Origin of the sequence: Streptomyces sp. NPDC012825 (genome assembly GCF_042900925.1) — a bacterium.
In the GTDB taxonomy this organism is placed as follows: domain Bacteria; phylum Actinomycetota; class Actinomycetes; order Streptomycetales; family Streptomycetaceae; genus Streptomyces.
This window is the reverse complement of sequence record NZ_JBIBBZ010000027.1, coordinates 1-22,256: the sequence shown is the minus strand read 5'-3', so window position 1 is coordinate 22,256 and position 22,256 is coordinate 1. Positions and strand designations below refer to the sequence as shown.

The window sequence follows — 22,256 nt, the reverse complement described above, 5'->3', positions numbered from 1 at the left end:
GTGCGGGAGCGCGTCGGCCGGGTGAGACTCGCTGCACACGTCCGGCCCTCCCCGGCCGGCGCCGGAACGGAGCGTGCGGGAATGGACGACTACCCTCTCCTCGACCTCTTCTGGACCATGCTGTGGTTCTTCCTCTGGATCATGTGGCTGTTCCTGCTGTTCAAGGTGATCACCGACATCTTCCGGGACCACGACCTGCACGGCTGGGGCAAGGCCGGCTGGCTGGTCTTCTGCATCCTGCTCCCCTACCTGGGGGTGCTGGTCTACGTCATCGCCCGCGGCAAGGGAATGAGCCGGCGTGACGTCAAACAGGCGAAGGACACCGAGGCCGCGTTCCAGGACTACATCCGCAAGACCGCCGGGACGCGGGGCGACGGCACGAGCGCCACGGACGAGCTGGCCCGGCTCGCCGACCTGAAGGACAAGGGCGCCATCACGGCGGAGGAGTTCGAGAAGGCGAAGGCCAAGGTGCTGTCCTGAGGCACCGCCGACATCACACCCCCTTAATACGTATCTGAAATACCTTTTTGATACGTTCATGCCGTGAGGCTGACGAAGTTCACCGACCTGGCGCTCCGTGCCGTGATGCGCCTGGCGGTCACCGCGCAGGAGGAGTCCGTCACCACGCGCGAGGTGGCGGAGTCGATGGACGTGCCGTACGCCCACATGGCGAAGGTGGTCACCCGACTCCAGCACCTCGGTGTGGTCGAGGCGCGCCGCGGACGCGGCGGCGGCCTCGCCCTGACGGAGGCGGGCCGGCGCTCTTCGGTGGGCTGGCTGACCCGCACCCTGGAAGGCGAGGAGGAGGTCGTCGCCTGCGAGGGCTACCCGCCCTGCCCGCTCAGGTCCGCCTGCCGGCTCCGGGGGGCGCTCCGCGAGGCACAGGAGGCGTTCTACCGCGTGCTCGATCCGCTGACCGTGGCGGAACTCGTGTCTTCGCCGACCGGCCCGCTCCTCCTCTCGCTCTCCCCCCGCCCCACCCCCTGACCGCGCGCACCACCGGGTGCGCGCTTCCTTCCAGCTTTAAATAGGTAGATCATTTACCAGATTGGAAGTCCGCATGCTGTCCGAGCAGGCCGTCCCGGTCGTCCGCGCCACCCTGCCCGCCGTCGGCGGCGCCCTGGACCGGATCACCGAGCGCTTCTACGGGCGTCTCTTCGACGCCCACCCCGAGCTCCTGCGCGACCTGTTCAACCGGGGCAACCAGGCCAACGGCGAGCAACGGCAGGCGCTCGCCGGCTCCATAGCGGCCTTCGCCGTGGCCCTGCTGGAGCACCCGGACCGGCGCCCGGACGCGATGCTGTCGCGGATCGCGCACAAGCACGCCTCGCTCGGGGTCACCTCCGAGCAGTACAAGGTCGTGCACGAGCACCTCTTCGCCGCGATCGTGGAGGTCCTCGGCGACGCGGTGACGCCCGAGGTCGCGCACGCCTGGGACGAGGTGTACTGGCTGATGGCCAACGCCCTCGTCGCCGTGGAGACCCGGCTGTACCAGGAGGCCGGTGTCCCCGAGGGCCAGGTCTGGCGGTCGATGGAGATCGCCGAGCGGCGGGACGAGACGGCCGACGCGGTCTCGTTCGTCCTGCGCCCCGTGGACGGGAGCCCCACGGCCGCGTTCCGGCCGGGTCAGTACGTGAGCGTCCGGGTCGCCCTGCCCGACGGCGCGCGGCAGATCCGCCAGTACAGCCTCTCCTCCGCCCCCGGGCGTCCGCAGTGGCGGATCACGGTGAAGCGGGTCGCCAGCGACCCGGCGGGCGAGGTCTCGTCCTGGCTGCACGCCCACGCCCGCGAGGGGGACGCGGTCGAGGTGTCGGCCCCGTTCGGCGACCTGGTCCTGCCCGAGGGCGACGGCCCCCTGCTGCTCGCTTCCGCCGGGATCGGCGGCACCCCGATGCTGGCGATGCTCGGCCACCTCGTGGACACCGGGTCGACCCGCCCCGTCGTGGTCGTGCACGCCGACCGCGCGCCCGCGTCCCACGCGCACGCCGCCGAACTGCGGCGCCTCGTGGACGCGCTGCCGCAGGGGACCCTGCACCTCTGGTACGAGGAGCCGGGCGACTCCGGTGTCCGGCCGGGCCGCGCGGACGTCACGGCGCTCGACCTGCCGGCGGGCACGACCGCGTACCTCTGCGGGCCGCTGCCCTTCCTGCGCGCCGTGCGCGGCGACCTCCTCGGCCGAGGCGTCGCCGCGGCCGACATCCACTACGAGGTGTTCGGTCCCGACCTGTGGCTGGGCGCCGAAAGCTGACCCGTTCCCCTCGAACCCCCTTCGATCTCCAAGCATCATGGCGCTGTCTCTACGGATACTGCATAGTGAGGTGCCATGTCGGCCTCGCATTCAGCGGGTCCGAGAGGAACGCACGGAAGCGACGGAGACGATGGGATCGTTCGGGTCAGCACACGGCGGCCGGAGTGCCGGGCGGCCGGTGCGCGGGATCGCCCTCGACATCGGCAGTTCCCGGACCCGCGCCTGGGCCCCGGGGGCGGGTGTCTTCGCGGACGTGCCGAGCGGTCCGGTGCTGCGCGGCCGCGTGACCGACGCGGACTCCCAGCTCCGGCTGCTGCGGCGCCTGACGGCCGGGGCTCCGGGCGGGGACGGGCACGACACCGTCGTGATGCTGACCCATCCGGTGCTCGCCGGCCGGGAGGAACGGGAGGCGGCGAGGCGGATGGCGGACGGCCTCGGCGCGGTGCGGGTCTTCGCCGTGGACAGCGCCCGCGCCGCGGCGGCCCACGCGGCCCCGCCCGGCGACGGCCCGCTGCTCGTGGTCGATCTCGGCGCACAGCTGACCGAGGTCACGCTCGTCGTGGACGGCCGCGTCGTGGACGCCCGGCTCGCCGAGGTCGGCCTCGACGACCTGCCGGACCCGGGAGGCTCCCCGGACCCGGTCGCCGGGACGGCCGCCGACCTGGTGGGCGACCTGTGGCGGCGCGACCGCACGGGCGCCGCGCGCGGGGCGCTGCGCCGGGGTGTCCTGGTGACGGGCGGCGGGGCCCTGAGCCTCGACGTGACCGGCCGGCTGGCCCATCTCCTGCGGGCCCGCATCCGCCTGGCCAACGACCCGTCGACCAGCGTCGTCCGCGGCGCGGGCCTGATGCTGGCATCCGCCCTCCGCCATCCGGCCGCCTCCCCCGCCGGAATCTGACCCCGAACGACAAGGCCCCGGTTGGACGGGGGGTTCCAACCGGGGCCGATCGTCGTGACGGGCGAAGGGCGGTCACCTCTCGGGGGGGAACCTCGGGGACCGGGCCCCTCCGCCGTCACATACATATGAACGGTAAACCTTTCCTGAACGTTCCGAGAGGTCCCGGGTGGGCGATGTGAGACAACTCACCCCATTTCGGGTGGGCCGTCAGTCCTTCTCGGGACGGTAGACCGTGCCGGGCTCCGCCTTCCCGGGGGCGAGGAGCTCCGGCACGGTCACGAAGGTGAAGCCCCGCCGCTTGAGCTCGTCGATGATCGGGGGGACGGCCGGGACCGTGCCGTCGTAGATGTCGTGGAGCAGGATGATCCCGTCGCCGTGCGCCTGTTCGAGGACGCGCTGCTCGATGAGGGCCGAGTCGTCGGTCGAGTAGTCCTTGGCCGTGATGCTCCACAGGATCTGGGCCAGTCCCAGTTCCCGGCTGACCTCGGACACGGTGCCGTCGGTACGGCCCTGCGGCGGGCGCATCAGGGTGGGCTTGCGGCCCGTGATCCTCTCGACGGCGTCCTGGGTGCGCGACAGCTCCTCACGGATCTCGGCGGCGTCGAGATCCGTGAGGATCCGGTGGGTCCAGGTGTGGTTGGCGACCTCGTGGCCCTCGTCGGAGATGCGCCTGACCACCTCGGGATAACGGTCGACGTGCTTGCTTCCGAGCAGGAAGAAGGTGGCGGGGACCTGCTTCTCCTTGAGGATGTCGAGGAGCCTGGGAGTGTCCTTGCCCGGCCCCGCGTCGAAGGTCAGCGCGATGCACTTGACCTCGGCGCAGTCGACGCGGCGGCCCGTCCCGCCCGGCTTGTCGTCCGATCCGGCCTTCTCCCGCGCCTCCTGGGGAGTGAGCGGGTCGACGCCGCAGCCGCTCAGCGTCGTCATCAGCGACGCGGCGGCCAGCAGGGCGACGACCGTTCCCCCGCGTCGGCGCAGCCTGGATCGGAACATGGTGGAACCCGCTTTCCCCGGTGACGTTCGACAGGGCCGCCGCCGTCGCCTGGTCAGGGCGGGCCTGCGACCGAACATGCACACTACACAGGGTGTATACCGGGGACGACGGTGGGGCGGGCGACCGCTCACGGGCACGCGGGAACCCCGGGAGCGCCCGTCCGCGCCTCCCGGGGCGTTCTTGACGGCGACGCGTCTCCTACGGCGACGGGCCCGGGCGGGAGACGCCCCCCGCTCAGCGGGAGGCGAGCAGCAGGCGCGCCTCCCGCTCCTGGTCGCCGGAGACGGTGTGCCGGGACCGGACGTCGAAGCCGGTGGCCAGGACCTTCTCGACCTCGTCGACGGCGTGGTAGCCGCCGGTGAGCGTGACGCCGACCGTGGCGGACAGATGGGCGGGAGACACCTGCCGGTGCTCTCCCCCGGCCGTGTCGAACGTGGCCGTCCAGACGGTGGGGGACGGTTCCGTCGCCGCCTGCGGGCCGGGTGCCGTCATGTCCTCCAGCCGGTAGGCCGCGTCGAGGACGTCGAAGACGGCCTGGGCGTCCTCCCGTCCGCAGTCGCTCAGCTGGACGGTGACGTCGGTGTCGATGTGCAGGTCGTACACGTCGCTCATCTCCTCACGGCCCCCCGGTCGCCGGTGACACCTCGCGCTCCTCGTGCCGGGCACTCGTCGCGCCACCCCTCCAGCATCCCTCCGGTGCCGCCGCACCGCGAGGGCCGCCGGGCGCTCGACCGCATCCGACGATCCCGGCGCTCCCCGCGATCCCGGCGACGGCCGGGCGTCCCGGCGTCCTGATGCCGTGTCCGGCCGGGCACGGCATCAGGGCCACGCCACGGGACGCCTCCGTCGCCGGGCGCGCGCCTCACCGCCCGCCCTCCCCCGGCGGAGCCGGTCGAGAAGCCGGATGCGGGCCGGCCGGGAGATCCGGCGGGAGGCCTGACGACCGGACGCCGCCGCCGGACGCTCGGCGGAAGCGGGAAGCATTGGAGGCCCAGCCGGGGCGCTCTCCCGGGGCGGCGGGACCGTCGGCGGCGTCTCGGGCAGGGAGGGTGCCTCCGTGGAGGGCCCCGCCGTCGCAGAAGACGGTGCCGACGGCAGGGACCGCGCCGACAGGGCCCGTGGGCCGCCGCGTACCGTCACCGGAAAGGCCCACGGATCCGCCGCTCCGGACAGTACGGAAGACGTGGGGACGGGGGCGGGGACGGACCGCGTTGAAGACACAGCGGCTGCCCTCCGCGCGGCCGGGGCGACCGGGGTGACCGATGTGGCCGATGTGGCCGATGTGGCCGGCACAACCGAAGCAACCTCCCCCGGATACGGGGCCGGGCACGTGGCCCGCGCCTCGTCCAGGGCGAGTGCCAGGCTCAGCCGGTGCCAGAGGATCTCGTCCGGATCGTCGGCCCGCGCGAGCCGCTCGGCGATCTCGCGCGCCGCCGCGGGCGTCGGCATCCCGGGCGGCGGTGGCGGACGCAACCGGTCGAGGTGCGCGCGCTCGTACGGATCGTCCACGACCTCGGCCACCTGAAGCGGATCGAGCAGGGAGGCGACGGCCGCGGCACGCGCCCACGGGTCCTCGGCGGCGCGGAGCAGCAGGGCGAGCCGTCGCGCCCGCCAGTTCCTCGGCCGCAGGTCCTCACGCGCGGCCAGGCGCTCGCGGAGCGCCGGCGGCAACCGTCCCGCGAGCAGCGCCGGGCAGGAACGGCCGAAGTCGGCGACCTCCTCCGCCAGGTACGTCCACACCACCGCCCGGTAGCGGTTCAGGGAGAACCCCACCGGGCTGAGGTGCCCCGTCCGGGCCAGCCTGGTGAACCGGTCCGGAGTGATCCCGAGGAGCGCGGCGGCCTCCCCCGTACCTACAGCGCGCACCCGGTCGCGCAGACCGGCGGGGAAGTCCGGCGCGGCCCTGAGCCGGTCGAGCTCGCACCGCTCGACACGCCTCCGCCCGCCCTCTCCCACCGATACCGTCCGCACCAGACCGAGCTGGACCGCGAGCCGGAACTCGTCGCGCTTCAGATCCAGTTCCTGCGCGGCCCGCCCCGGTGTCACCGTGCGCGCCCCTTCGTCCGCCGTCCTGCCGTCGCCCTCCGTCGTCATCATGCGACCCTCCCCCGTGTGTCCGTACTCCGTGTGTCCGTACTCTCCGTGGCGCGGATCCGTCCGACCCGCCGAAAAGAACGTAACGCAGAGTGACCACGCCCGCACCATCTGTGGACAACCGCCTGTGGACAACTCGCGGCGGAACGGCGTGGCGGAGCGCGGGGGCGAACCGTCAGAACGGGCCGTCGTCCGGATGGCCGGGCTGTCGTGCCTCCACGCCGAGGTGTTCGCCGACCCGGTTGACCAGCAGTGTCATCTCGTACGCCACTTGGCCGACGTCGGCCTCCGCCGCGCTCAGGACGCACAGGCAGCTGCCCTCGCCCGCGGCAGTCACGAAGAGCAGCGCCTCGTCGAACTCCACCATCGTCTGCCGTGCCCGGCCCGCCTTGAAGTGCCGGCCCGAGCCCCGGGCGAGGCTGTGCAGACCGGAGGAGACGGCGGCCAGGTGCTCGGCGTCCTCGCGCACCAAGCCGCTGCTCGCGCCCGTCACCAGGCCGTCGTTCGACAGCACCAGCGCGTGCCGTATGTGTCCGACCCGCTGCGTCAGGTCGTCCAGGAGCCAGTCCAGTCCCTTGTCCAACGCCATCAGTCGTCCTCCCCCTACGTGGTGCGTCCCCGTCGATCCGGATTCCCGTGCTCCCCGTGTCACCGTGGTCCGCGTGTCGGCGCAAGCCTTACGCACTGTCGTGGACAGGGCAAGCACTGCACCACGCCCGCGTGTGCCGCAGGATGGGGGCATGACGAGGATGACCGACGACCAGTGGCGGGCCTTCGTGTCCGCGGGCACCCGCACCGGCAAGCTGGCGACCGTCCGCGACGACGGCAGTCCCCACGTCGTGCCGATCTGGTTCGTGCTCGACGGCGACGACTTCGTGTTCAACACCGGGAAGGCGACGGTGAAGGGCCGCAACCTCGCCCGCGACGGACGGGTGTCCCTGTGCGTCGACGACGAGGCCCCGCCGTTCTCCTTCGTCTCGCTGTTCGGACGTTCCGAACTCAGCGAGGAGCCGGGCGCGTTGCGCCACTGGGCCACCCGTATCGGCGCCCGCTACATGGGCGAGGACCGGGCGGAGGAGTTCGGCGCGCGCAACGCCGTCCCCGGAGAACTCCTCGTCCGGGTGAGGATCGACAAGGTGATCGCCGAAGCCGGCCTCGCTGACTGAGGACCGGACCGGACAGAACGGACGAAGACCTGAACGTCCGAATGCCCGAATGCCCGAATGCCCGAACGCCCCAACGCCCGAACGCCCCAACGCCCCAACGCCCCAACGCCCCAACGCCCCAACGCCCCAACGGGTGGAACACCCGGCCCCACTCCCCCACCCGCAGCTCAGCCGACGGTGTCGAGGAGCCGGGCGGTGTGCATCCGTCCGGCGTACTCGACCAGGCGGACCAGCACCTCCTTCCCCGAGTCCCGGTCGCGCGCGTCGCACAGCACGACGGGCGTGCCCCGGTCCAGGTCGAGTGCGTGGGAGACGTCGTGCGCGCTGTGGGTACGCGCGCCCGTGAAGCGGTTGACGGCGACCACGAAGGGGATCCGTCGGTGCTCGAAGTAGTCGACCGCCGGGAAGCAGTCCTCCAGGCGCCGGGTGTCGGCGAGGACGACCGCCCCCAGCGCTCCCCGAGCCAGTTCGTCCCACAGGAACCAGAACCGGTCCTGACCGGGGGTGCCGAAGAGGTGGAGCGAGAGCCCGGAGCGGATCGTGACGCGGCCGAAGTCCATGGCGACGGTCGTGGTGGTCTTCCGGTCCACGCCGCCGGTGTCGTCGAAGAGTTCCCCGGCCCGGCTGAGCCGCTCCTCGGTGCGCAGGGGCCGGATCTCACTGACCGCGCCGACGAGGGTGGTCTTGCCGACGCCGAACCCTCCGGCGACGAGGATCTTCAGGGCGAGGGCGGTGTCGTCCGTGTCGTCGTCCACGCCGGTTCTCTCGGAGTGCTCGTAGGCCATCGGTTACTTCCCTCGGGATTCTTTCGTCGGGGAGCCGCGCGGGCGGCACGAGTCGGCCGACACGGACGAACGCCGGCACGGGGGTGAGCCGGCCGGAGGCGGCGTGGTCCAGGTGTCCCATGACCCGGGGACGCTAGTGCGCATCGGGGGGCGTGCCGGGGGCGCTTTTCGAAAGCCGATGGAATGTGGCGGATAGCTGCCACCGAACGATCGCGCAGAGTTCGAACGCTCACCCAGAAAGCGCGGGGCGAGCGTTCGTCCCTCCGGGCGGTACGGGTGCCGGGCCGCCGCCCTTCCGGAAGGCACCCACGCCGGACCGCCGCCCCTCCGGGTGAGGGATCATGAGCGTATGAGCGACGACCCCACACGCGTCCGAGAATTCTTCGGTGCCCGCGCCGCCGACTGGGACAGCCGGTTCCCCGACGACGGTCCCGCGTACGCCGCCGCCGTGGCCGAGCTGGGCCTGCGCCCGGGGGGCTCGGTCCTCGACGCGGGCTGCGGGACCGGCCGTGCGCTTCCGCCGCTCCGCGCCGCCGTCGGCCCCTCCGGCACCGTCGTCGGGGTGGACCTCACCCCCGAGATGCTCGAACGGGCCGTCCTGGCCGGGCGCGGCGGCGCGGACGGCGGGACACTGCTCCTCGCCGACGTCGGCCGGCTGCCCGTCCGCGACGGCGCGCTCGACGCCGTCTTCGGCGCGGGACTCGTCTCGCACCTCGCGAACCCCGCCGAGGGTCTGCGGGAGCTCGCCCGTGTCGTACGGCCCGGCGGCAGGCTCGCGCTGTTCCATCCGATCGGGCGGGCCGCTCTGGCGGCCCGGCACGGCCGTGCCCTCTCACCGGACGACCTGCGCGCCGAGCCCCGGCTTCGTCCCCTGCTCGCCGGGGCCGGCTGGCGGCTCGTGGACTACGTCGACGAGGACACGCGGTACCTGGCCCTGTCCGTCCGCGAGGGCTGAACCGCAGTAGGCGTCTTTCCGGCGGGGAGTCCCGTTCCCTGCCGGAAAGACGCCCCCCCCGCACCCGGCCCTCGGGCACCGACGCGCTCTTCTGCACCGGCACTTCCCTGTCTACGGTGGATCTGCCGGGCAGTCGTGCCCGGGAAAGGCGGCGGGCCGTGACGCAGATACCGGAAAGACTCCGCAGACTCCTCCTCTTCGCCCGGAAGCCCTCCGCGGCCGCGCCGGCGCCCGCGCGGCCCGCCCGGCAGGGACACAACCTCTTCGAGGCGGCGGCGGTGTACGTGGCCGCGTGCGCCGAGGACGACCAGGCCCGGGCGGAGGAGGCCGCGAACCGCGTCTCCCCCGGCGCGCTCTCCTTCGGCGTGAACGAACTGGCCTGCCGGGCCCTCGTCGCGCTCGCCCGGGAGCGGAACGAGCCACCGCTCACCGTGGCCCGCTCGCTGCTCGGCCTGCGGAACGACCCGGCGTGACGCCGGGCGGACGGGCGGGGACTTCCGAGGCGGGGACCCTCGACGCGTGGGTTACTCACTGGTTAAGGTGCGCCGACGACCGGATGGGGAGGCTGCCGTGGCTGGGACGGACCCGATCGCCGAGGAGGCCGGCGACGCGGACGCGCTGTTCGTGCTGACCGCGGCGCTGCTGACGCCCGCGCGCTTCCCGAGCGTGCTCGGTGACGACTATCCGGCGGCCTGTGCGGCGCTGGGACTGGGGCCGCATCCGGAGGGCTACGGGCTCGTCTTCGGCCAGGACGGTCTGGGGGCGCGGTGGACGGTGGTCGTCGACGACGTGTCACTGGTCGCGGTGGCGATCTCCTCCTGGGACTGCGGCATGGCCTACGACCTGTCCCCGGACGAGCGGTCCGTGGTCGCCGGGCTGCCGGGCTGGCCGCTTGCCGTGGCCACCGCCGCCCCGGGGGTGCCGGCCCCGCACGACCCGGAGCCCGAGGAGGGCGACCCCGCTCTGCTGACCCCGCCGTCGGGCGACGTGTGGGGACCGGCCCAGCGCCGGCTGGGCGCCGACCAGGTGGCGCTCCACTGGACCGCCTGGCGGTCCCGGATCAACGACGACGGCACGTACGCGGAGGACGCACCGGCTTCGGAGGACGAGCCGACCCCGGAGGGCGCGCCGGAGCCGGGGGCGGCGGTCGGCGGTGGTGCGCCGCCGACCGTGCCCGCCGCGCCCGCCCGGGCCTCCGGGGCCGCGCCGTACGACGGTGTCAGGAGGGTCCTGGACGAGCTGCACGCCTATCTGGAGGAACCGCCGCCGCTGGGACGGGTGCGGTCGTCCTCCGGCGCGGAGGCCGGCGCGCCGCTGCTGCGGGCGGACGGCCCCGGCTGGTCGTTCGTGGCGAGGGCCGGCGACATGGCGTTCGTCCTGCTCGACGAGGTGCCGCGCGAGGTGCTGCCGGTGGCCCGGGGGGAGAGGCTCCCCGCTCTCCTCGACGGCCTCGACGCGATGGCCGTACGCCCGGCCTGAGCCGGACCCGCTTCCCGCCACCGGCTCCCGGGGCTCCGTACCTCAGGTCAGGGCGTGCCCGTACGCGGCGGCCAGGTCGTCGAGCTCCGGGTCGCCGTACGCCGTGCGCAGCGCCCCGAAGGCCGCGACCTTGTCCTGGCCGAACCGGCTCACGGACACCGTGCAGGTCTCCGGGGAGAGGAACTTCGGCGGCGTGCTCTTGCTGTGGAACTTGTCCGCGTACATGACCAGCCGTTCCTCCGGCGTGACCGCCACGTAGTCGGCCGGCGGCAGCGGCAGCCCCTGCGCGATCACGTCCTCCTCGGTCAGCCCGACACCCGTGTGGCACGAGCAGAACCTGCACACGGCCTCCGGGAGTCCTTCGGCCGCCAGGAGTTCGTGTCCCAGGATCCCGTGGCGGATGTAGTTCCGGCCGTCGAGGCGTCCCTCGGCGTCGTACAGGCGGTACACCCCGATGTCGTGCAGCAGGCACCCGGCGCGTACGAGCTCCGGGTCGAGGTTCCCGCCCACGCGCGGGAGCAGTCGCTCGGCGATCCGCCACACGATCTCGCAGTGGGTCAGGACGAGTGCGAACGCCTCCTCGTGAGGAGCGTGTTTCCTGTGCAGCGCGCGGATCTCGTCGACCGAGGGAATGTGCATCCCCGCAGCCTAGGGCCCCTCCTCGTCGCGGCTGCGGATCCCGTCATCCGGAGCGGAGGACATGCCGGTGAGTGTCCGGTGGGCCCGCAGGCACCTCCTTATCCTTCAGGGTCGACAGAAGTGCGTTCGTAGTGACACGGGTAGGGACAAGGATCGCCTCCGTCCGCATGGACGGTCCCATCCATCCGAAGCTCCCCGTGCTCCAGAAAGAATGGGAGACTCTGCGTGTCGTCGTGACCCTTGAAAGCGAGCACCGGATAGGGCGACAAGCCGGGATCTTCATTTACACCGTGCCATTTCCCTTCGGACGAACGGCGCGTCACCTGCGCGTCCGGCACGGGGCCGTCCCACTCGACCGGAAAGTCTTCGCCGGAGAAGGTGTCATCGTCCCGCAGGCGAAGTACCGGTGATCCGGAAGGGACGACCCGAGGGCTGTCCCGTGACGGAAGAGGCGGACCCCATGGAGCGGCGGTCCGAGATGTGTTCTCGGACCATGGTCCGGCGGAAGGGGCGCGCCGCACGATGTGGCGCCGCTTCACTTTCCGCCGTCCCACCGGAGGCCCACCATGCGCCTGTCCCCGGGCGTCTCCCTGTTCGCCGCGTTCCTGGCCGGGATCACCCTCCTCGCCCCCGCCTCCCCCGCCGGAGCCGACCCGGGGGCCGCCGCGCACTGCGCGCGTCAGGACCGGCTCCACGTGCCCGGCGCCGGGCACCAGCAGTCCGCCTGTCTGGAGGACCTGACGACCGCGGGGCTCGCAGGCACGCCGTACACCGACATGGCGGACCAGGCCGGTCTCGCCGCGAAGGGGACCCGCAACCCCTCGGGGGTGCCGGGCGTCCAGATCGACGGCTACTTCCCCGACGACTCGCGGCTCAACGCCACGCACGGCTGGGCCCACGACGCGCAGTTCGTCATCCGGCTGCCGGACCGCTGGAACGGCGGGCTCGTCGTCACCGGCGCGCCCGGCACCCGCCGCCAGTACTCCACGGACGCCCTCATCTCCGACCAGGTGCTCGCCCGGGGCTTCGCCTACGCCTCGACCGACAAGGGCAACACCGGCCCGGACTTCTTCACCGACGGCCGGAGGCCCGGCGACGCGGTCGCCGAGTGGAACCGCCGGGTGACCGAGCTGACGCTCGCCGCGAAGAAGGCCGTGCGGCAGCGGTACGGGCGGACCGCGGACCACACGTACATGACCGGCATCTCCAACGCCGGCTATCTGACGCGCTGGCAGTTGGAGAACCGGCCCGAGCTGTACGACGGCGGGGTCGACTGGGAGGGGGTCCTGTGGACCGCGGACGGCCCCAACCTCCTGACCAGCCTGCCCGTCACCGTGGCGCGCTCCCTGGGGCGGGCCACCGACGAGGACCTGATCGGGGCCGGTTTCGCGCCGGGCTCGCGCTTCCTCTGGCCCTACCACGAACAGGCGTACTGGGGGCTGACGCAGAAGATCTTCCGGGCCGAGTTCGACCCCCCGTACGACCCGGCCTGCCCCGGCTCCACCGCCGGCCGGACCGCGGCGGAGATCTTCGCGCCCTGCGCCTCGGACGCCTCGTACGACTACGCCTCCCGGCCGGCGTCCGTCCACCGCGCCGTCGCGAAGGTCGCGCTCACCGGGCGGATCGGCAAGCCCCTCGTCACGCTCCACGGCGACCTGGACACCCTGCTGCCCGTCGCCACCGACTCCGACGTGTACGCGCGGATGATCGACGACCGGGGGCGGGGCCGGCTGCACCGGTACTACACGGTGCGGGGCGGGACGCACACCGACGGTCTGTACGACACGTATCCGGACCGGCTGCGGCCGATCCTGCCGTGCTACCGCTCGGCGTTCGACGCGCTGACGCGCTGGGTCGAGGAGGGCACGGCCCCGCCCGCGGACCGCACGATCGCACGGCCGGCGGACGGGGACGTGGTCAACTCCTGCGCGCTGGAGGGCTGAGCGTCCCGGGTCGCCGGAGGGCGGCACAGCCCTCCGGCGACCCGGTCCCGGTCCCGTTCACACGCGCAGGGGCGCACCCACCTCGTGCAGGTGACCGAGGGCCTGGCGGTACGAGTCGACGAAGCCGGTCTCCGTGTACGGCACGCCGAGCGCGGCGCAGTGGGCCCGTACGGCGGGCTGGGCGAGCCGGAGGTTCGGGCGCGGCATGCCGGGGAAGAGGTGGTGCTCTACCTGGTAGTTGAGCCCGCCGAGGAACCAGTCGGTCAGGGCGCCGCCACGGATGTTGCGCGAGGTGAGCACCTGGCGGCGCAGATGGCCCCAGCTGTCGCCGTCCTCGTGCTCGTCCGGCCGTTCCATGCCCTTGTGGTTGGGGGCGAAGGCCATGCCCAGGTGGACGCCGAGGAGCATCTGGTGGAGCAGGGCGAAGACCAGGGCCTGGGCGGGGGTGAGGAGGGTGAGCAGCAGGGCCGCGTACCCGGCGAAGTGGGCGAGGAGCAGGCCGCCCTCGACGAGCCGTTCGCGCCGGGTGCGGCAGGGGCCGTCCTTCGCGAGCAGGGCCCGGATCCCGTACGCCTTGAGGGCGATGCCCTCCAGGCTCGTCAGGGGGAAGAACAGCCCGGCCTGATGGCGGGTGAGGAAGCCGCGCAGACCCGTGCGGCCCGCTGTCTGGTGCTCGGCGAACACGAGGACGTCGGCCGCGACGTCCGGGTCCTTGTCGAGGTGGTTGGGGTGGGCGTGGTGACGGTTGTGCTTGTCGTTCCACCACTCCCGGCTCATGCCGAGGAGGAGGTTGGCGTGGACGAGCTGGACGGCGCGGCTCACCTTGCGGTCGGCGGTGATCTGGGCGTGCCCGGCGTCGTGGCCGACGAAGGCGGCGCGAGCGGAGAGCAGGGCGAGGGGGACGGCGAGCGGGAGCGCCCACCAGGAGGGTCCGACGAGGGCGAGTCCGGTCACCACGGCGGCGATGCCGAGGAGGTTGAGGGCGATGACACGGGCGTACCAGCCGGGCCGGTGTGCGAGGAGGCCCTGTTCCCTGACCGTCCGCAGGAGCGGGGTGAACTCGCTGCCGCGCCCGGCGCGGACGGGCGCGGTGGCGGGTGCGGCGGCCGGGGGCAGGACGGTGGCCTGGGACATGGCGGGCTCCGGTTTCTGTCGGGCGGTGGGCGACCGGGGGCGGGCCGGTCGGCGGGGCGGCGGGTCGGCCGGTGGGTGCCCACTGAACGTACGGACGCGTGACCTGCCGGAGCCATGGCGTCACCACCCGTCCCGGGTGGGGGGTGCCCCAGGGGGTCGGGGTGAGGGAAGCCCCACCGTGGAGAGCTCCATCCCGGAGGACGCCTCCCGAAAGAGACGAACGAACTGTGGCGTGGATCACTCGAAATGAAGGAGCGTCACAGAGTTCGGTGGGGTACTCTCGGCGACTCGGTCCCCAGTAGTCAAATTTGAGGAATGCGTTGTCGCTGTCGCACGGACCCGATGATTCGGCCCGCGAACCCGCCCGGAACCTCTCCCGCCACTCCGCCGTCTTCCTCCCCGCCGACCCGCCCCGCGCCGGACGGATCGCCTTCTGGTCCCCGGACGGCGAGCCGCTGCCGGACTCCCCCGGCGCCCCCGCGACCGTCGGCGAACTCACGGTCGTGGACGGTGACGACCTCAGGGCCGTGACCGTCCCCGCCCGCACCCTCTCCGTACGGGACGCCCTGCCGCTGCTCGTCCGTGCCCGGTCCTCGGACACCGCCTCCCCCGCGACCGCCTTCTGGGGCGCCGCCGCACTGCTCGCCCTCGACCTCGTGGCACGCGGTCTGCTCCTGCCCGGCCTCACGCCCGGCGACCACGACGCGTGGCGGGCCGGGCCGCTCGGCCCCGAGGAGCTGGAAAGGCTCCGTACGCTCGCCGCGTCGATGCCGCCCACCGCCCATGCCGTACCCCTTCCGCCCGACGCCTCCGCCTCCCCCGGCGAACCGCCGCTGCTGCCGGAGCCCGAGGCGCTGCTCCGGGCCTTCGCCGACGCCGTCGCGGACACCCTGCCGCGCACCCCGGCGGCTCCCCTGGCGGCCGGCGGGCCCGCCTTCGCGGCCGAGGAGCCGCAGGCCGTTCCCGCACAGCGTGCGTGGGCGGCCGACGTGGCCGCCGTGCACGACGCGGGCGTCCGGCTCTCGCTCCGCCTCGAACTGCCCGGTTTCACCGCCGAGTCGCGGGAGGCGCCCGGATTCCGGGCGGTGCTCCAGCTGCACGGCGTCGCCGATCCGACCCTGGTCGCGGACGCGGCCGAGGTGTGGTCCGGCTCGGGACCGGCCGGAGCGGCGCTCGGACCCCGCGCCCGCATGGACGCCCTCCTCGCCCTCCGGCGCGCCGCCCGCGCCTGGCCCCCGCTCTCCCCGCTCCTGTCGGCGGCCGTGCCCGACGCGGTCGAACTGGCCGACGAGGAGGTCTCGGAGCTTCTGGGCCCGGCGGCCGACGCCCTCGCGGCCCTGGGCGTCCGGGTCCACTGGCCGCGCGAACTCGACGCGCGGCTGACGGCCCGGGCGGTGATCGGCCCGCGCACGCCCGGCGCCCTCGTGGACACCGGCGCCGACGACGGCTTCGGCGACGGCGGCACCCGTACCGACGCGGGCTCCTCCTCCCTGCCCTCCCTCCTCGCCTCCGACTCCCTCCTCGCCTTCAACTGGCGTTTCGCCGTGGGGGACCACGAGGTGTCCCGCGCCGAGCTCGACCGGCTCGCCGAGGCCGGGCGGCCCCTCGTGCGGCTGCGCGACCGGTGGGTGCTCGTCGATCCGGCCGAGGTGCGCCGCGCCAGGACCCACCAGGACCGCAAGGTCACACCGGTGGACGCCCTCTCCGCCGTCCTCACCGGTACGACCGAGGTCGACGGGCACACCGTCGAGGTGGCGGCGACCGGCCCCCTGGAGCGCCTGCGCGAACGGCTCGCGCACCCCGGGGACGGCCGGCCCGAGGTGGTCCAGCCCGCCGCGCTCGCCGCGACCCTGCGCGACTACCAGCTGCGTGGACTCGACTGGCTGCACCGGATGACCTCGCTCGGTCTCGGCGGCTGCCTCGCCGACGACATGGGCCTCGGCAAGACGATCACGGTCATCGCCCTGCACCTGCACCGGCAGACCGATCCGGCCTCGGCGGGACCCACCCTCGTCGTCTGCCCGACCTCGCTCATGGGCAACTGGCAGCGGGAGATCGAGAAGTTCGCGCCCGGCACGCCGGTGCGCCGCTTCCACGGCACCGCCCGCGACCTGGAGGGGGTCCCCGACGGCGGTTTCGTCCTCACCACGTACGGCACCATGCGGCTCGACGCCGAGCGGCTCGCCGGGCGGGACTGGGGACTCGTCGTCGCGGACGAGGCGCAGCACGTCAAGAACCCGTACTCGGCGACGGCACGCCGGCTGCGGACCATCGGGGCACGCGCACGTGTGGCGCTCTCCGGCACGCCGGTGGAGAACAACCTCTCCGAGCTGTGGGCGATCCTCGACTGGACCACGCCGGGGCTGCTCGGCGGCCTGGCCGCCTTCCGCACCCGGTTCGCCTCCGCCGTCGAGGGCGGCCGCGACCCGGCCGCCGCCGCGCGCCTGGCCGCGCTCGTCCGGCCGTTCCTGCTGCGCCGCCGCAAGTCGGACCCCGGCATCGCGCCCGAGCTTCCGCCGAAGACGGAGACCGACCGGGCCGTGTCGCTGACGCCCGAACAGGCCGGTCTGTACGAGGCGGTGGTGCGGGAGACGCTGGCGGCGATCTCCGCGGCCGACGGCATGGCGCGCCGCGGTCTGGTCGTCAAGCTCCTGACGGGGCTCAAGCAGATCTGCAACCACCCCGCCCAGTACCTCAAGGAGGAGCGGCCGAGGATCGGGGGGCGGTCGGGCAAGCTGGAGCTGCTCGACGAGCTCCTCGACACGATCCTCGCCGAGGGCGCGTGCACCCTGGTCTTCACCCAGTACGTGGGGATGGCCCGGCTCCTGGAGGCGCACCTCGCGGCCCGGGGCGTGCGGACGCAGTTCCTGCACGGCGGCACGCCGGTCGCGGAGCGGGAGGCGATGGTCGCCCGCTTCCAGAACGGGGAGATCCCGGTCTTCCTGCTCTCCCTGAAGGCCGCGGGCACGGGGCTCAACCTCACCCGCGCCGAGCACGTCGTGCACTACGACCGCTGGTGGAACCCGGCGGTCGAGGCGCAGGCCACCGACCGCGCGTACCGGATCGGGCAGGACCGGCCGGTGCAGGTCCACCGGCTGATCGCCGAGGGCACGATCGAGGACCGGATCGCCGCGATGCTCGACCGCAAGCGGGAGCTCGCGGACTCTGTCCTCGGCACCGGCGGGGACGTGTCGCCGGAGCTGACCGAGCTGACCGACGCCGAACTGGCGGAGCTGGTGCGACTGCGAGGGGACGGACGATGAGCGGGTACGGACATGGGGACGACGAGCGGACCTTCGCGGCGCTGCCGCCGGCCCGGGGCGGGGCGTTCACCCGGACCTGGTGGGGCCTGACGTGGCTCAAGGCCCTGGAGGACACCGCGCTCGACAACCAGCAGCTCAAGGCGGGGCGGCGGCACGCGCGCGCGGGGGCGGTGGGGGCCGTGTCGGTGCGGCCCGGCCGGATCACCGCGGTGGTCAAGGACCGGGACGGCACGGCGCACCGGAGCGACGTGCTGGTGCGGGAGTTCTCCGAGGAGGAGTGGGAGCGGCTGCTCGACCTCGCGGTGGACAGCGCGGGCCACATCGCGGCCCTGCTCGACCGCGAGATGCCGCCGCACCTGGTGGAGGACGCGGCGGCCGCCGGTCTCGATCTGCTGCCGGGCATCGGCGACCTCGATCCGGAGTGCGGCTGCGAGGCCTGGGACCACTGCCCGCACACGGCGGCGCTCTGCTACCAGGTGGCGCGGCTCCTGGACGAGGACCCCTTCGTGCTGCTCCTGATGCGCGGGCGCGGCGAGCGCACCCTGCTCGACCAGCTCCAGGCGCGCAGCGCTTCGCGTGCCGCCGCTCCCCCGGGACGTGACGGGAGCGACCGTGACGGCGCTCCCGGGGGCGTCGGCGGGATGCCGGGCGTGCTGGCCGAGGAGGCGTACGCGTCGGCGTTCCTGCTGCCGCCGCTGCCCGCTCCCCCGGACCTCCCGGCCGCACCGGGCCGGGCCCCCTCCCTGGACACGGACACCGAGCCGGAGCCGGGGGTGGACCCGGCGGCCCTCGAGTTCCTCGCGGCGGACGCGGCGGCCCGTGCGCACCGGTTCCTCGCCGGGGCCCTGGGGCCGGGCGGGGACGTGCCGGAGTTCACGGGGGCGGACCTGACGGAGACGGATCCGACGGGGTCGGCCCTGACCGCGGCTCAGGACGCGGTACGGCTCGCCGCGGGCTCTCCCGCCCCGCGGATCGCGGCGCGGCTCGCCACCGGTTCGGGCCGGTCGCGGGCGGACCTGGACCTCGCCACGCGCGCGTGGCGGTTCGGAGGCGCCGCCGCCCTCGCCGTACTGGAGGAGGAGTGGACACCGGACGCCGGGGCGTCGGCCCGCGCCGGGGCGCGGCTCGCGGAGGCCTGGGAGGACGACGAACGGCCGGTGCTGCGACGGGCGGGCGGCGCGCGGTGGACGGTCGTGGGCGTGGAGGCGCAGCTGCGGCTCGGCGAGGACGGCCGCTGGTGGCCGTACCTCGGCTCCGCCGGCCGCTGGACTCCGGCGGGTCCGCCGGACCGGGACCCGGCGGCGGCCCTGGCGACGGCGTTCGCGGCGGGCGCCGCCTGATCCCGGGGCACCGCCCGCGTCGGAGACGACCGTACGGACGCGTCGTGGGCGCCGGACGGACGCGTCCATGGGTGCCGCGTCGCGTGAACCGGCGTGCGCTACCTGAGCCGGTGGCCGATGCTGCCGCCGGCGGTGGAGGGGGCGGCCAGACTGCAGGCGGCGGTGTCCGAGCCGAGGAGGTGGCTCGTCCGGTACGGGTACTGGACGAAGGTCGTCCAGCGCGTGCCGGACGGCTGCCGGGCGGCCTTGCGGCGCAGCGGTTCGCGGCAGAGCTCCGTGGCCGCCTCGCGCACCGCCCGGTCCGTGGCGTAACGGCCGGTCAGCCGGGGCCGGGCGACGAGTTCCGCGGAGTGCGGCGTGTCGCAGGGGCGCGGGACGGCGGTGCCCGGCGCGTCGCGGTCGATGTCGAAGCAGTCGCCCACGCGCAGCGCCTCGAAGGAGACGGGCCGGCCGGGGCGCCGACCGTCCTTCGGAACGCCGGAGGGTGCCGGGGCGGTGCCGCTCGTCCGGGACGGCGCCGGTGACGTGCTCGCCCGCGGGGTCCGATGCCCGGGCTCCGCGCGCGTCGGCGTGGCGCCCCGCGCGGCCGTGGTCGCCGGCGTGCCGTCCCGTGTCGTGCCGTCGCCTGTCGTGCCGGGCGTCGGCGTGCCGGTGGTCCCGGTGCCGGACGCGCCGGACGTCGGACCGCCCGTCGGAGGAGGGGCGGCGTCCCCGGTGGCGACGGGGGACGGCGCGCCCGTCGGGTTGCCGTCGTTCCCCTCGCCGTCCCGGACGGTCAGGAAAGCGGTGGCCACCAGGGCCGCCGTGAGCAGCGGGACGAGCGGCGTGCCGAACCGGGAGGTGCGGCGCGCCGCCGGTCGGCGGCCCCGGCGCGGACGTTCCCGGTCGCCCGGGCGCCGTCCGCGCAGCACTCCGCCGACCGCCGAACGCGCGCCCTGCCGCCTCCCCGTCACCGTCGTCCTACAGACCCAGCTGGCGCTCGGCGCCCTCGACCGTCTGGGCGAGGAGCACGGCGATGGTCATGGGGCCGACACCGCCGGGGACCGGGGTGATGAGGGAGGCGCGCTCGGCGGCCGACGCGAAGTCGACGTCGCCGACGTTGCCCGGGTTGTAGCCGGCGTCGACGACGACGGCGCCGGGCTTGATGTCCTCGCCCTTGATGAAGTTCGGCTTGCCGACGGCGGCGACGAGCACGTCTGCCTCGCGGACGACCGAGGAGAGGTCCCGGGTGCGGGAGTGGCAGTAGGTGACGGTGGCGTCGCGGCCGAGGAGGAGCAGGCCGGCGGGCTTGCCGAGGATGGCGCTGCGGCCCACCACGACGGCCCGCTTGCCGCTCAGTTCGACGTCGTACGCGTCGAGGAGGCGCATGATGCCGCCGGGCGTGCAGGAGACGAAGCCGGGCAGGCCGAAGCCCATGGCGGCGAAGGAGGCCGTGGTGACGCCGTCGACGTCCTTCTCCGGAGCGATGGCCTCGAAGGCGGCGCGCTCGTCGATGTGGGGGCCGACCGGGTGCTGGAGGAGGATGCCGTGGACCTCGGGGTCCCGGGAGAGGGCGGTGATCGCGGCGACGAGTTCCTCGGTCGTCGTGGTGGCGGGCAGCTCGACGTGCCGGGAGCGGATCCCGGCCTTCGCGCAGCGGTTCTGCTTCATCTTCACGTACGTCACGGAGGCCGGGTCGGCGCCGACCAGGACGGTCGCCAGACAGGGGGTGACGCCGGTGCGGCGGGTGACCTCGGCGGCGCGGGCGGTGGTCTCCTCGACCGTGCGGCGGGCGAGGGCCGTACCGTCCATGAGGGCGGCGGTGCTGGTGGACATGGCAACTCCTGGGCGTCGTCTCTGACCGGTGGTTCGCCCAGGCGCACGGCATTCGGCACGGGCGCGCCGAGGGGCGCGCTCCGCCGGGCCGCTCCCCGGTGGTGATCCACCTCAAGCGCCAGTCACGGCCCGGGCTCCACTCTACGTGAGGGTCCGGGGGCGAGTCTCGGACAGGTCCGGGCCGGTCCGCGGCGGGCGGCGGCGGTCCGTACGGGACGGATCGTCGCTGACCATCCCCGGGCTCCGCTCCGGCGTTCGACGGCCCGGCCCCGGTGGCGCCGATCCGGAATCGATCCCCTTGCTGTTCCTGGCAGTTAGTGATCAATTCAAGTACTCTTCGATCGCGCCGGGGGGCGTTGGGGGCACCCGGGCCCGATGCCCTGGGGGTGCCCGTGTTCCATGCCGCAGTGCTCGACCTTCCGTTTCCGCCGCACGGTCATCCGGACCGGGAGCCCGTCGCGCGGCTCCACCGGGAGTGGCTGGAGCGTCACGAGGGGCTCGCCGGAGCCGTCGACCGGGCGGTGTACGACCGGTGGGACGTGCCCCGGCTCGCCGCTTTCACCAGTCCCGACTGCGCCACCGGCGAGCTCGCCCTCGCCGCGGACCTGCTCGGCTTCTACTTCCTCTTCGACGACGGGTTCGACACCGGTCTCGGCCGGGCCCCCGCGCGGGTGGCGGAGGTCTGCACCCGGCTGACGGCCCTCCTGCACGGGGACGGTCCCGCGCCCGGCGCCCGCACCCCCGTCGAGCTGGCCTTCGCCGACCTGTGGGAGCGCAGCGCGCACGGCATGTCCGCCCGGTGGCGGGCCAGGAGCGCCTACAACTGGGAGTGGTACTTCGCCTGCCACCCCGCCGAGGCCGCCGGCCGGCTCTCCGGGCGGCTCCCCGACCGGGAGGGCTACCTGGCGCTCCGCCGGGGCACGGCCGCCATGGAGACGCTCTTCGACATGATCGAACGACTCAACCGGTTCGAGGTGCCGCAGGAGGTGCTGCACCACCCGACCCTCCGCCTCATGCGTCAACTGGCGGCCGACATACCGTCGTTCACCAACGACGTGCACTCGTACGCGCAGGAGCTCGCGCGCGGCGACGTGGCCAACATGGTGATGATCGTCCGCGAGGAGCGCGGCGGGACCCCCGAGGAGGCGGCCGCCGAGGTGATGTGCGAGGCCCAGACGATGGTCGACCGCTTCGTGGAGCTGTCCGCCCGGGTCCCCGGGATCTGCGACCTCCTCGGCCTCTCCCCGGCCGGACGCGAGGCGGCCCACCGGTACGTCGACGGCCTCGCCCGCTGGATCGCCGGCTACCACCGCTGGGAGGTCGACACCGGCCGCTACCGCGACTGAGGGGTGGGGGCGGGCGGGGGCGGGGGGGGGCCCCCCCCCCGGGGGGGGGGGGGGGCGGGGGGGCCCCCCCCCCGCCCCGGGGGGCGGGGGGGCCGCCGCCCCCCCCGCGCCCGCGGCGGGCCCCCCCCCCCCCGGGGGGGGGGGGGGGCCGGCGCCC

General features: G+C 74.2%; 22 protein-coding genes, 1 pseudogene and 1 riboswitch. Of the genes and pseudogenes, 13 read left to right on the top strand and 10 right to left on the bottom strand.

The window, feature by feature from the left end; genetic code table 11:
• The first annotated feature begins 81 nt into the window (after window positions 1-81).
• From ACFY7E_RS30865 to ACFY7E_RS30850, 4 genes are all read left to right on the top strand, one after another.
• Window positions 82-480, top strand: coding sequence for an SHOCT domain-containing protein (locus ACFY7E_RS30865; protein ID WP_389490650.1), 399 nt, complete (start codon window positions 82-84; stop codon window positions 478-480).
• A 63-nt stretch (window positions 481-543) separates the two neighbouring features.
• A complete protein-coding gene (locus tag ACFY7E_RS30860; RefSeq protein WP_389490648.1) occupies window positions 544-987 on the top strand; it encodes an RrF2 family transcriptional regulator in 444 nt (147 codons plus the stop codon).
• A gap of 73 nt (window positions 988-1,060) precedes the next feature.
• Window positions 1,061-2,248 (top strand): globin domain-containing protein, encoded by a 1,188-nt coding sequence (locus ACFY7E_RS30855; protein WP_389490646.1) that lies wholly within the window; start codon window positions 1,061-1,063, stop codon window positions 2,246-2,248.
• 130 nt (window positions 2,249-2,378) lie between these two features.
• Entirely contained in the window at window positions 2,379-3,146 is a 768-nt protein-coding gene (locus tag ACFY7E_RS30850) for a rod shape-determining protein (protein WP_389490643.1), read from the top strand.
• A gap of 207 nt (window positions 3,147-3,353) precedes the next feature.
• Here ACFY7E_RS30850 and ACFY7E_RS30845 read toward each other — a convergent pair whose 3' ends face one another.
• The 4 genes from ACFY7E_RS30845 to ACFY7E_RS30830 all read right to left on the bottom strand — a co-directional run bounded on the left by ACFY7E_RS30845 (window position 3,354) and on the right by ACFY7E_RS30830 (window position 6,823).
• Window positions 3,354-4,139 carry a polysaccharide deacetylase family protein gene (locus tag ACFY7E_RS30845; protein WP_389490641.1) on the bottom strand — a complete coding sequence of 262 codons (786 nt, stop codon included), beginning with the start codon at window positions 4,137-4,139 and terminating at the stop codon, window positions 3,354-3,356.
• Window positions 4,140-4,374: 235 nt separating this feature from the next.
• The gene (locus ACFY7E_RS30840; RefSeq protein WP_389490639.1) at window positions 4,375-4,752 is read right to left on the bottom strand and encodes a hypothetical protein; all 378 of its coding nucleotides are present in this window, start codon (window positions 4,750-4,752) and stop codon (window positions 4,375-4,377) included.
• Between the two features lie 207 nt (window positions 4,753-4,959).
• On the bottom strand, window positions 4,960-6,237 hold the full coding sequence (locus tag ACFY7E_RS30835; protein ID WP_389490637.1) for a DUF6397 family protein: 1,278 nt from the start codon (window positions 6,235-6,237) through the stop codon (window positions 4,960-4,962).
• Between the two features lie 172 nt (window positions 6,238-6,409).
• Complete coding sequence (locus tag ACFY7E_RS30830; protein WP_383444959.1) at window positions 6,410-6,823, bottom strand: roadblock/LC7 domain-containing protein; 414 nt, start codon at window positions 6,821-6,823, stop codon at window positions 6,410-6,412.
• Between the two features lie 151 nt (window positions 6,824-6,974).
• Here ACFY7E_RS30830 and ACFY7E_RS30825 point away from each other — a divergent pair, with 151 nt between their 5' ends.
• Window positions 6,975-7,400, top strand: coding sequence for a PPOX class F420-dependent oxidoreductase (locus ACFY7E_RS30825; RefSeq protein ID WP_389490634.1), 426 nt, complete (start codon window positions 6,975-6,977; stop codon window positions 7,398-7,400).
• 167 nt (window positions 7,401-7,567) lie between these two features.
• On the opposite strand, the gene ACFY7E_RS30820 is transcribed toward ACFY7E_RS30825, so the two are convergent.
• Together ACFY7E_RS30820 and ACFY7E_RS30815 are read right to left on the bottom strand one after the other, a co-directional pair.
• On the bottom strand, window positions 7,568-8,185 hold the full coding sequence (locus ACFY7E_RS30820) for an ATP/GTP-binding protein (RefSeq protein ID WP_389490632.1): 618 nt from the start codon (window positions 8,183-8,185) through the stop codon (window positions 7,568-7,570).
• Window positions 8,169-8,252, bottom strand: a pseudogene (locus ACFY7E_RS30815) (DUF742 domain-containing protein); the annotation flags it as partial. The gene ACFY7E_RS30820 and the pseudogene ACFY7E_RS30815, both read right to left, overlap by 17 nt.
• A 282-nt stretch (window positions 8,253-8,534) precedes the next feature.
• Here ACFY7E_RS30815 and ACFY7E_RS30810 point away from each other — a divergent pair.
• The 3 genes from ACFY7E_RS30810 to ACFY7E_RS30800 all read left to right on the top strand — a co-directional run bounded on the left by ACFY7E_RS30810 (window position 8,535) and on the right by ACFY7E_RS30800 (window position 10,619).
• Window positions 8,535-9,140 (top strand): class I SAM-dependent methyltransferase, encoded by a 606-nt coding sequence (locus ACFY7E_RS30810; RefSeq protein WP_389490630.1) that lies wholly within the window; start codon window positions 8,535-8,537, stop codon window positions 9,138-9,140.
• 158 nt (window positions 9,141-9,298) lie between these two features.
• The gene (locus ACFY7E_RS30805; RefSeq protein ID WP_389490627.1) at window positions 9,299-9,613 is read left to right on the top strand and encodes a hypothetical protein; all 315 of its coding nucleotides are present in this window, start codon (window positions 9,299-9,301) and stop codon (window positions 9,611-9,613) included.
• 97 nt (window positions 9,614-9,710) lie between these two features.
• On the top strand, window positions 9,711-10,619 hold the full coding sequence (locus ACFY7E_RS30800) for a hypothetical protein (protein ID WP_389490625.1): 909 nt from the start codon (window positions 9,711-9,713) through the stop codon (window positions 10,617-10,619).
• A gap of 42 nt (window positions 10,620-10,661) precedes the next feature.
• On the opposite strand, the gene ACFY7E_RS30795 is transcribed toward ACFY7E_RS30800, so the two are convergent.
• Window positions 10,662-11,258, bottom strand: a complete 597-nt coding sequence (locus tag ACFY7E_RS30795) for an HD domain-containing protein (RefSeq protein WP_389490622.1) — start codon at window positions 11,256-11,258, stop codon at window positions 10,662-10,664.
• Between the two features lie 167 nt (window positions 11,259-11,425).
• Between ACFY7E_RS30795 and ACFY7E_RS30790 the strand changes: the two genes are divergently transcribed.
• Together ACFY7E_RS30790 and ACFY7E_RS30785 are read left to right on the top strand one after the other, a co-directional pair.
• On the top strand, window positions 11,426-11,668 hold the full coding sequence (locus tag ACFY7E_RS30790) for a hypothetical protein (RefSeq protein ID WP_389490620.1): 243 nt from the start codon (window positions 11,426-11,428) through the stop codon (window positions 11,666-11,668).
• A 156-nt stretch (window positions 11,669-11,824) separates the two neighbouring features.
• Window positions 11,825-13,201: a tannase/feruloyl esterase family alpha/beta hydrolase gene (locus tag ACFY7E_RS30785; protein WP_389490617.1), complete on the top strand. Its 1,377-nt coding sequence runs from the start codon at window positions 11,825-11,827 to the stop codon at window positions 13,199-13,201.
• Between the two features lie 57 nt (window positions 13,202-13,258).
• Here the strand turns inward: ACFY7E_RS30785 and ACFY7E_RS30780 are convergent, their stop codons facing one another.
• Complete coding sequence (locus ACFY7E_RS30780) at window positions 13,259-14,335, bottom strand: fatty acid desaturase family protein (protein ID WP_389490615.1); 1,077 nt, start codon at window positions 14,333-14,335, stop codon at window positions 13,259-13,261.
• Window positions 14,336-14,661: 326 nt separating this feature from the next.
• Between ACFY7E_RS30780 and ACFY7E_RS30775 the strand changes: the two genes are divergently transcribed.
• Together ACFY7E_RS30775 and ACFY7E_RS30770 are read left to right on the top strand one after the other, a co-directional pair.
• Complete coding sequence (locus tag ACFY7E_RS30775) at window positions 14,662-17,598, top strand: DEAD/DEAH box helicase (protein WP_389490736.1); 2,937 nt, start codon at window positions 14,662-14,664, stop codon at window positions 17,596-17,598.
• Entirely contained in the window at window positions 17,595-18,938 is a 1,344-nt protein-coding gene (locus ACFY7E_RS30770; RefSeq protein ID WP_389490612.1) for an SWF or SNF family helicase, read from the top strand. The genes ACFY7E_RS30775 and ACFY7E_RS30770 overlap by 4 nt, the downstream gene beginning before the upstream one ends.
• 98 nt (window positions 18,939-19,036) lie before the next feature.
• On the opposite strand, the gene ACFY7E_RS30765 is transcribed toward ACFY7E_RS30770, so the two are convergent.
• A complete protein-coding gene (locus ACFY7E_RS30765) occupies window positions 19,037-19,891 on the bottom strand; it encodes a hypothetical protein (protein ID WP_389490610.1) in 855 nt (284 codons plus the stop codon).
• A 7-nt stretch (window positions 19,892-19,898) separates the two neighbouring features.
• Entirely contained in the window at window positions 19,899-20,753 is an 855-nt protein-coding gene (locus ACFY7E_RS30760; protein WP_389490608.1) for a bifunctional 5,10-methylenetetrahydrofolate dehydrogenase/5,10-methenyltetrahydrofolate cyclohydrolase, read from the bottom strand.
• 28 nt (window positions 20,754-20,781) lie between these two features.
• Window positions 20,782-20,889, bottom strand: a riboswitch (ZMP/ZTP riboswitch).
• A 271-nt stretch (window positions 20,890-21,160) separates the two neighbouring features.
• Here ACFY7E_RS30760 and ACFY7E_RS30755 point away from each other — a divergent pair.
• Entirely contained in the window at window positions 21,161-22,099 is a 939-nt protein-coding gene (locus ACFY7E_RS30755; protein WP_389490606.1) for a terpene cyclase, read from the top strand.
• Window positions 22,100-22,256 lie beyond the last annotated feature (157 nt).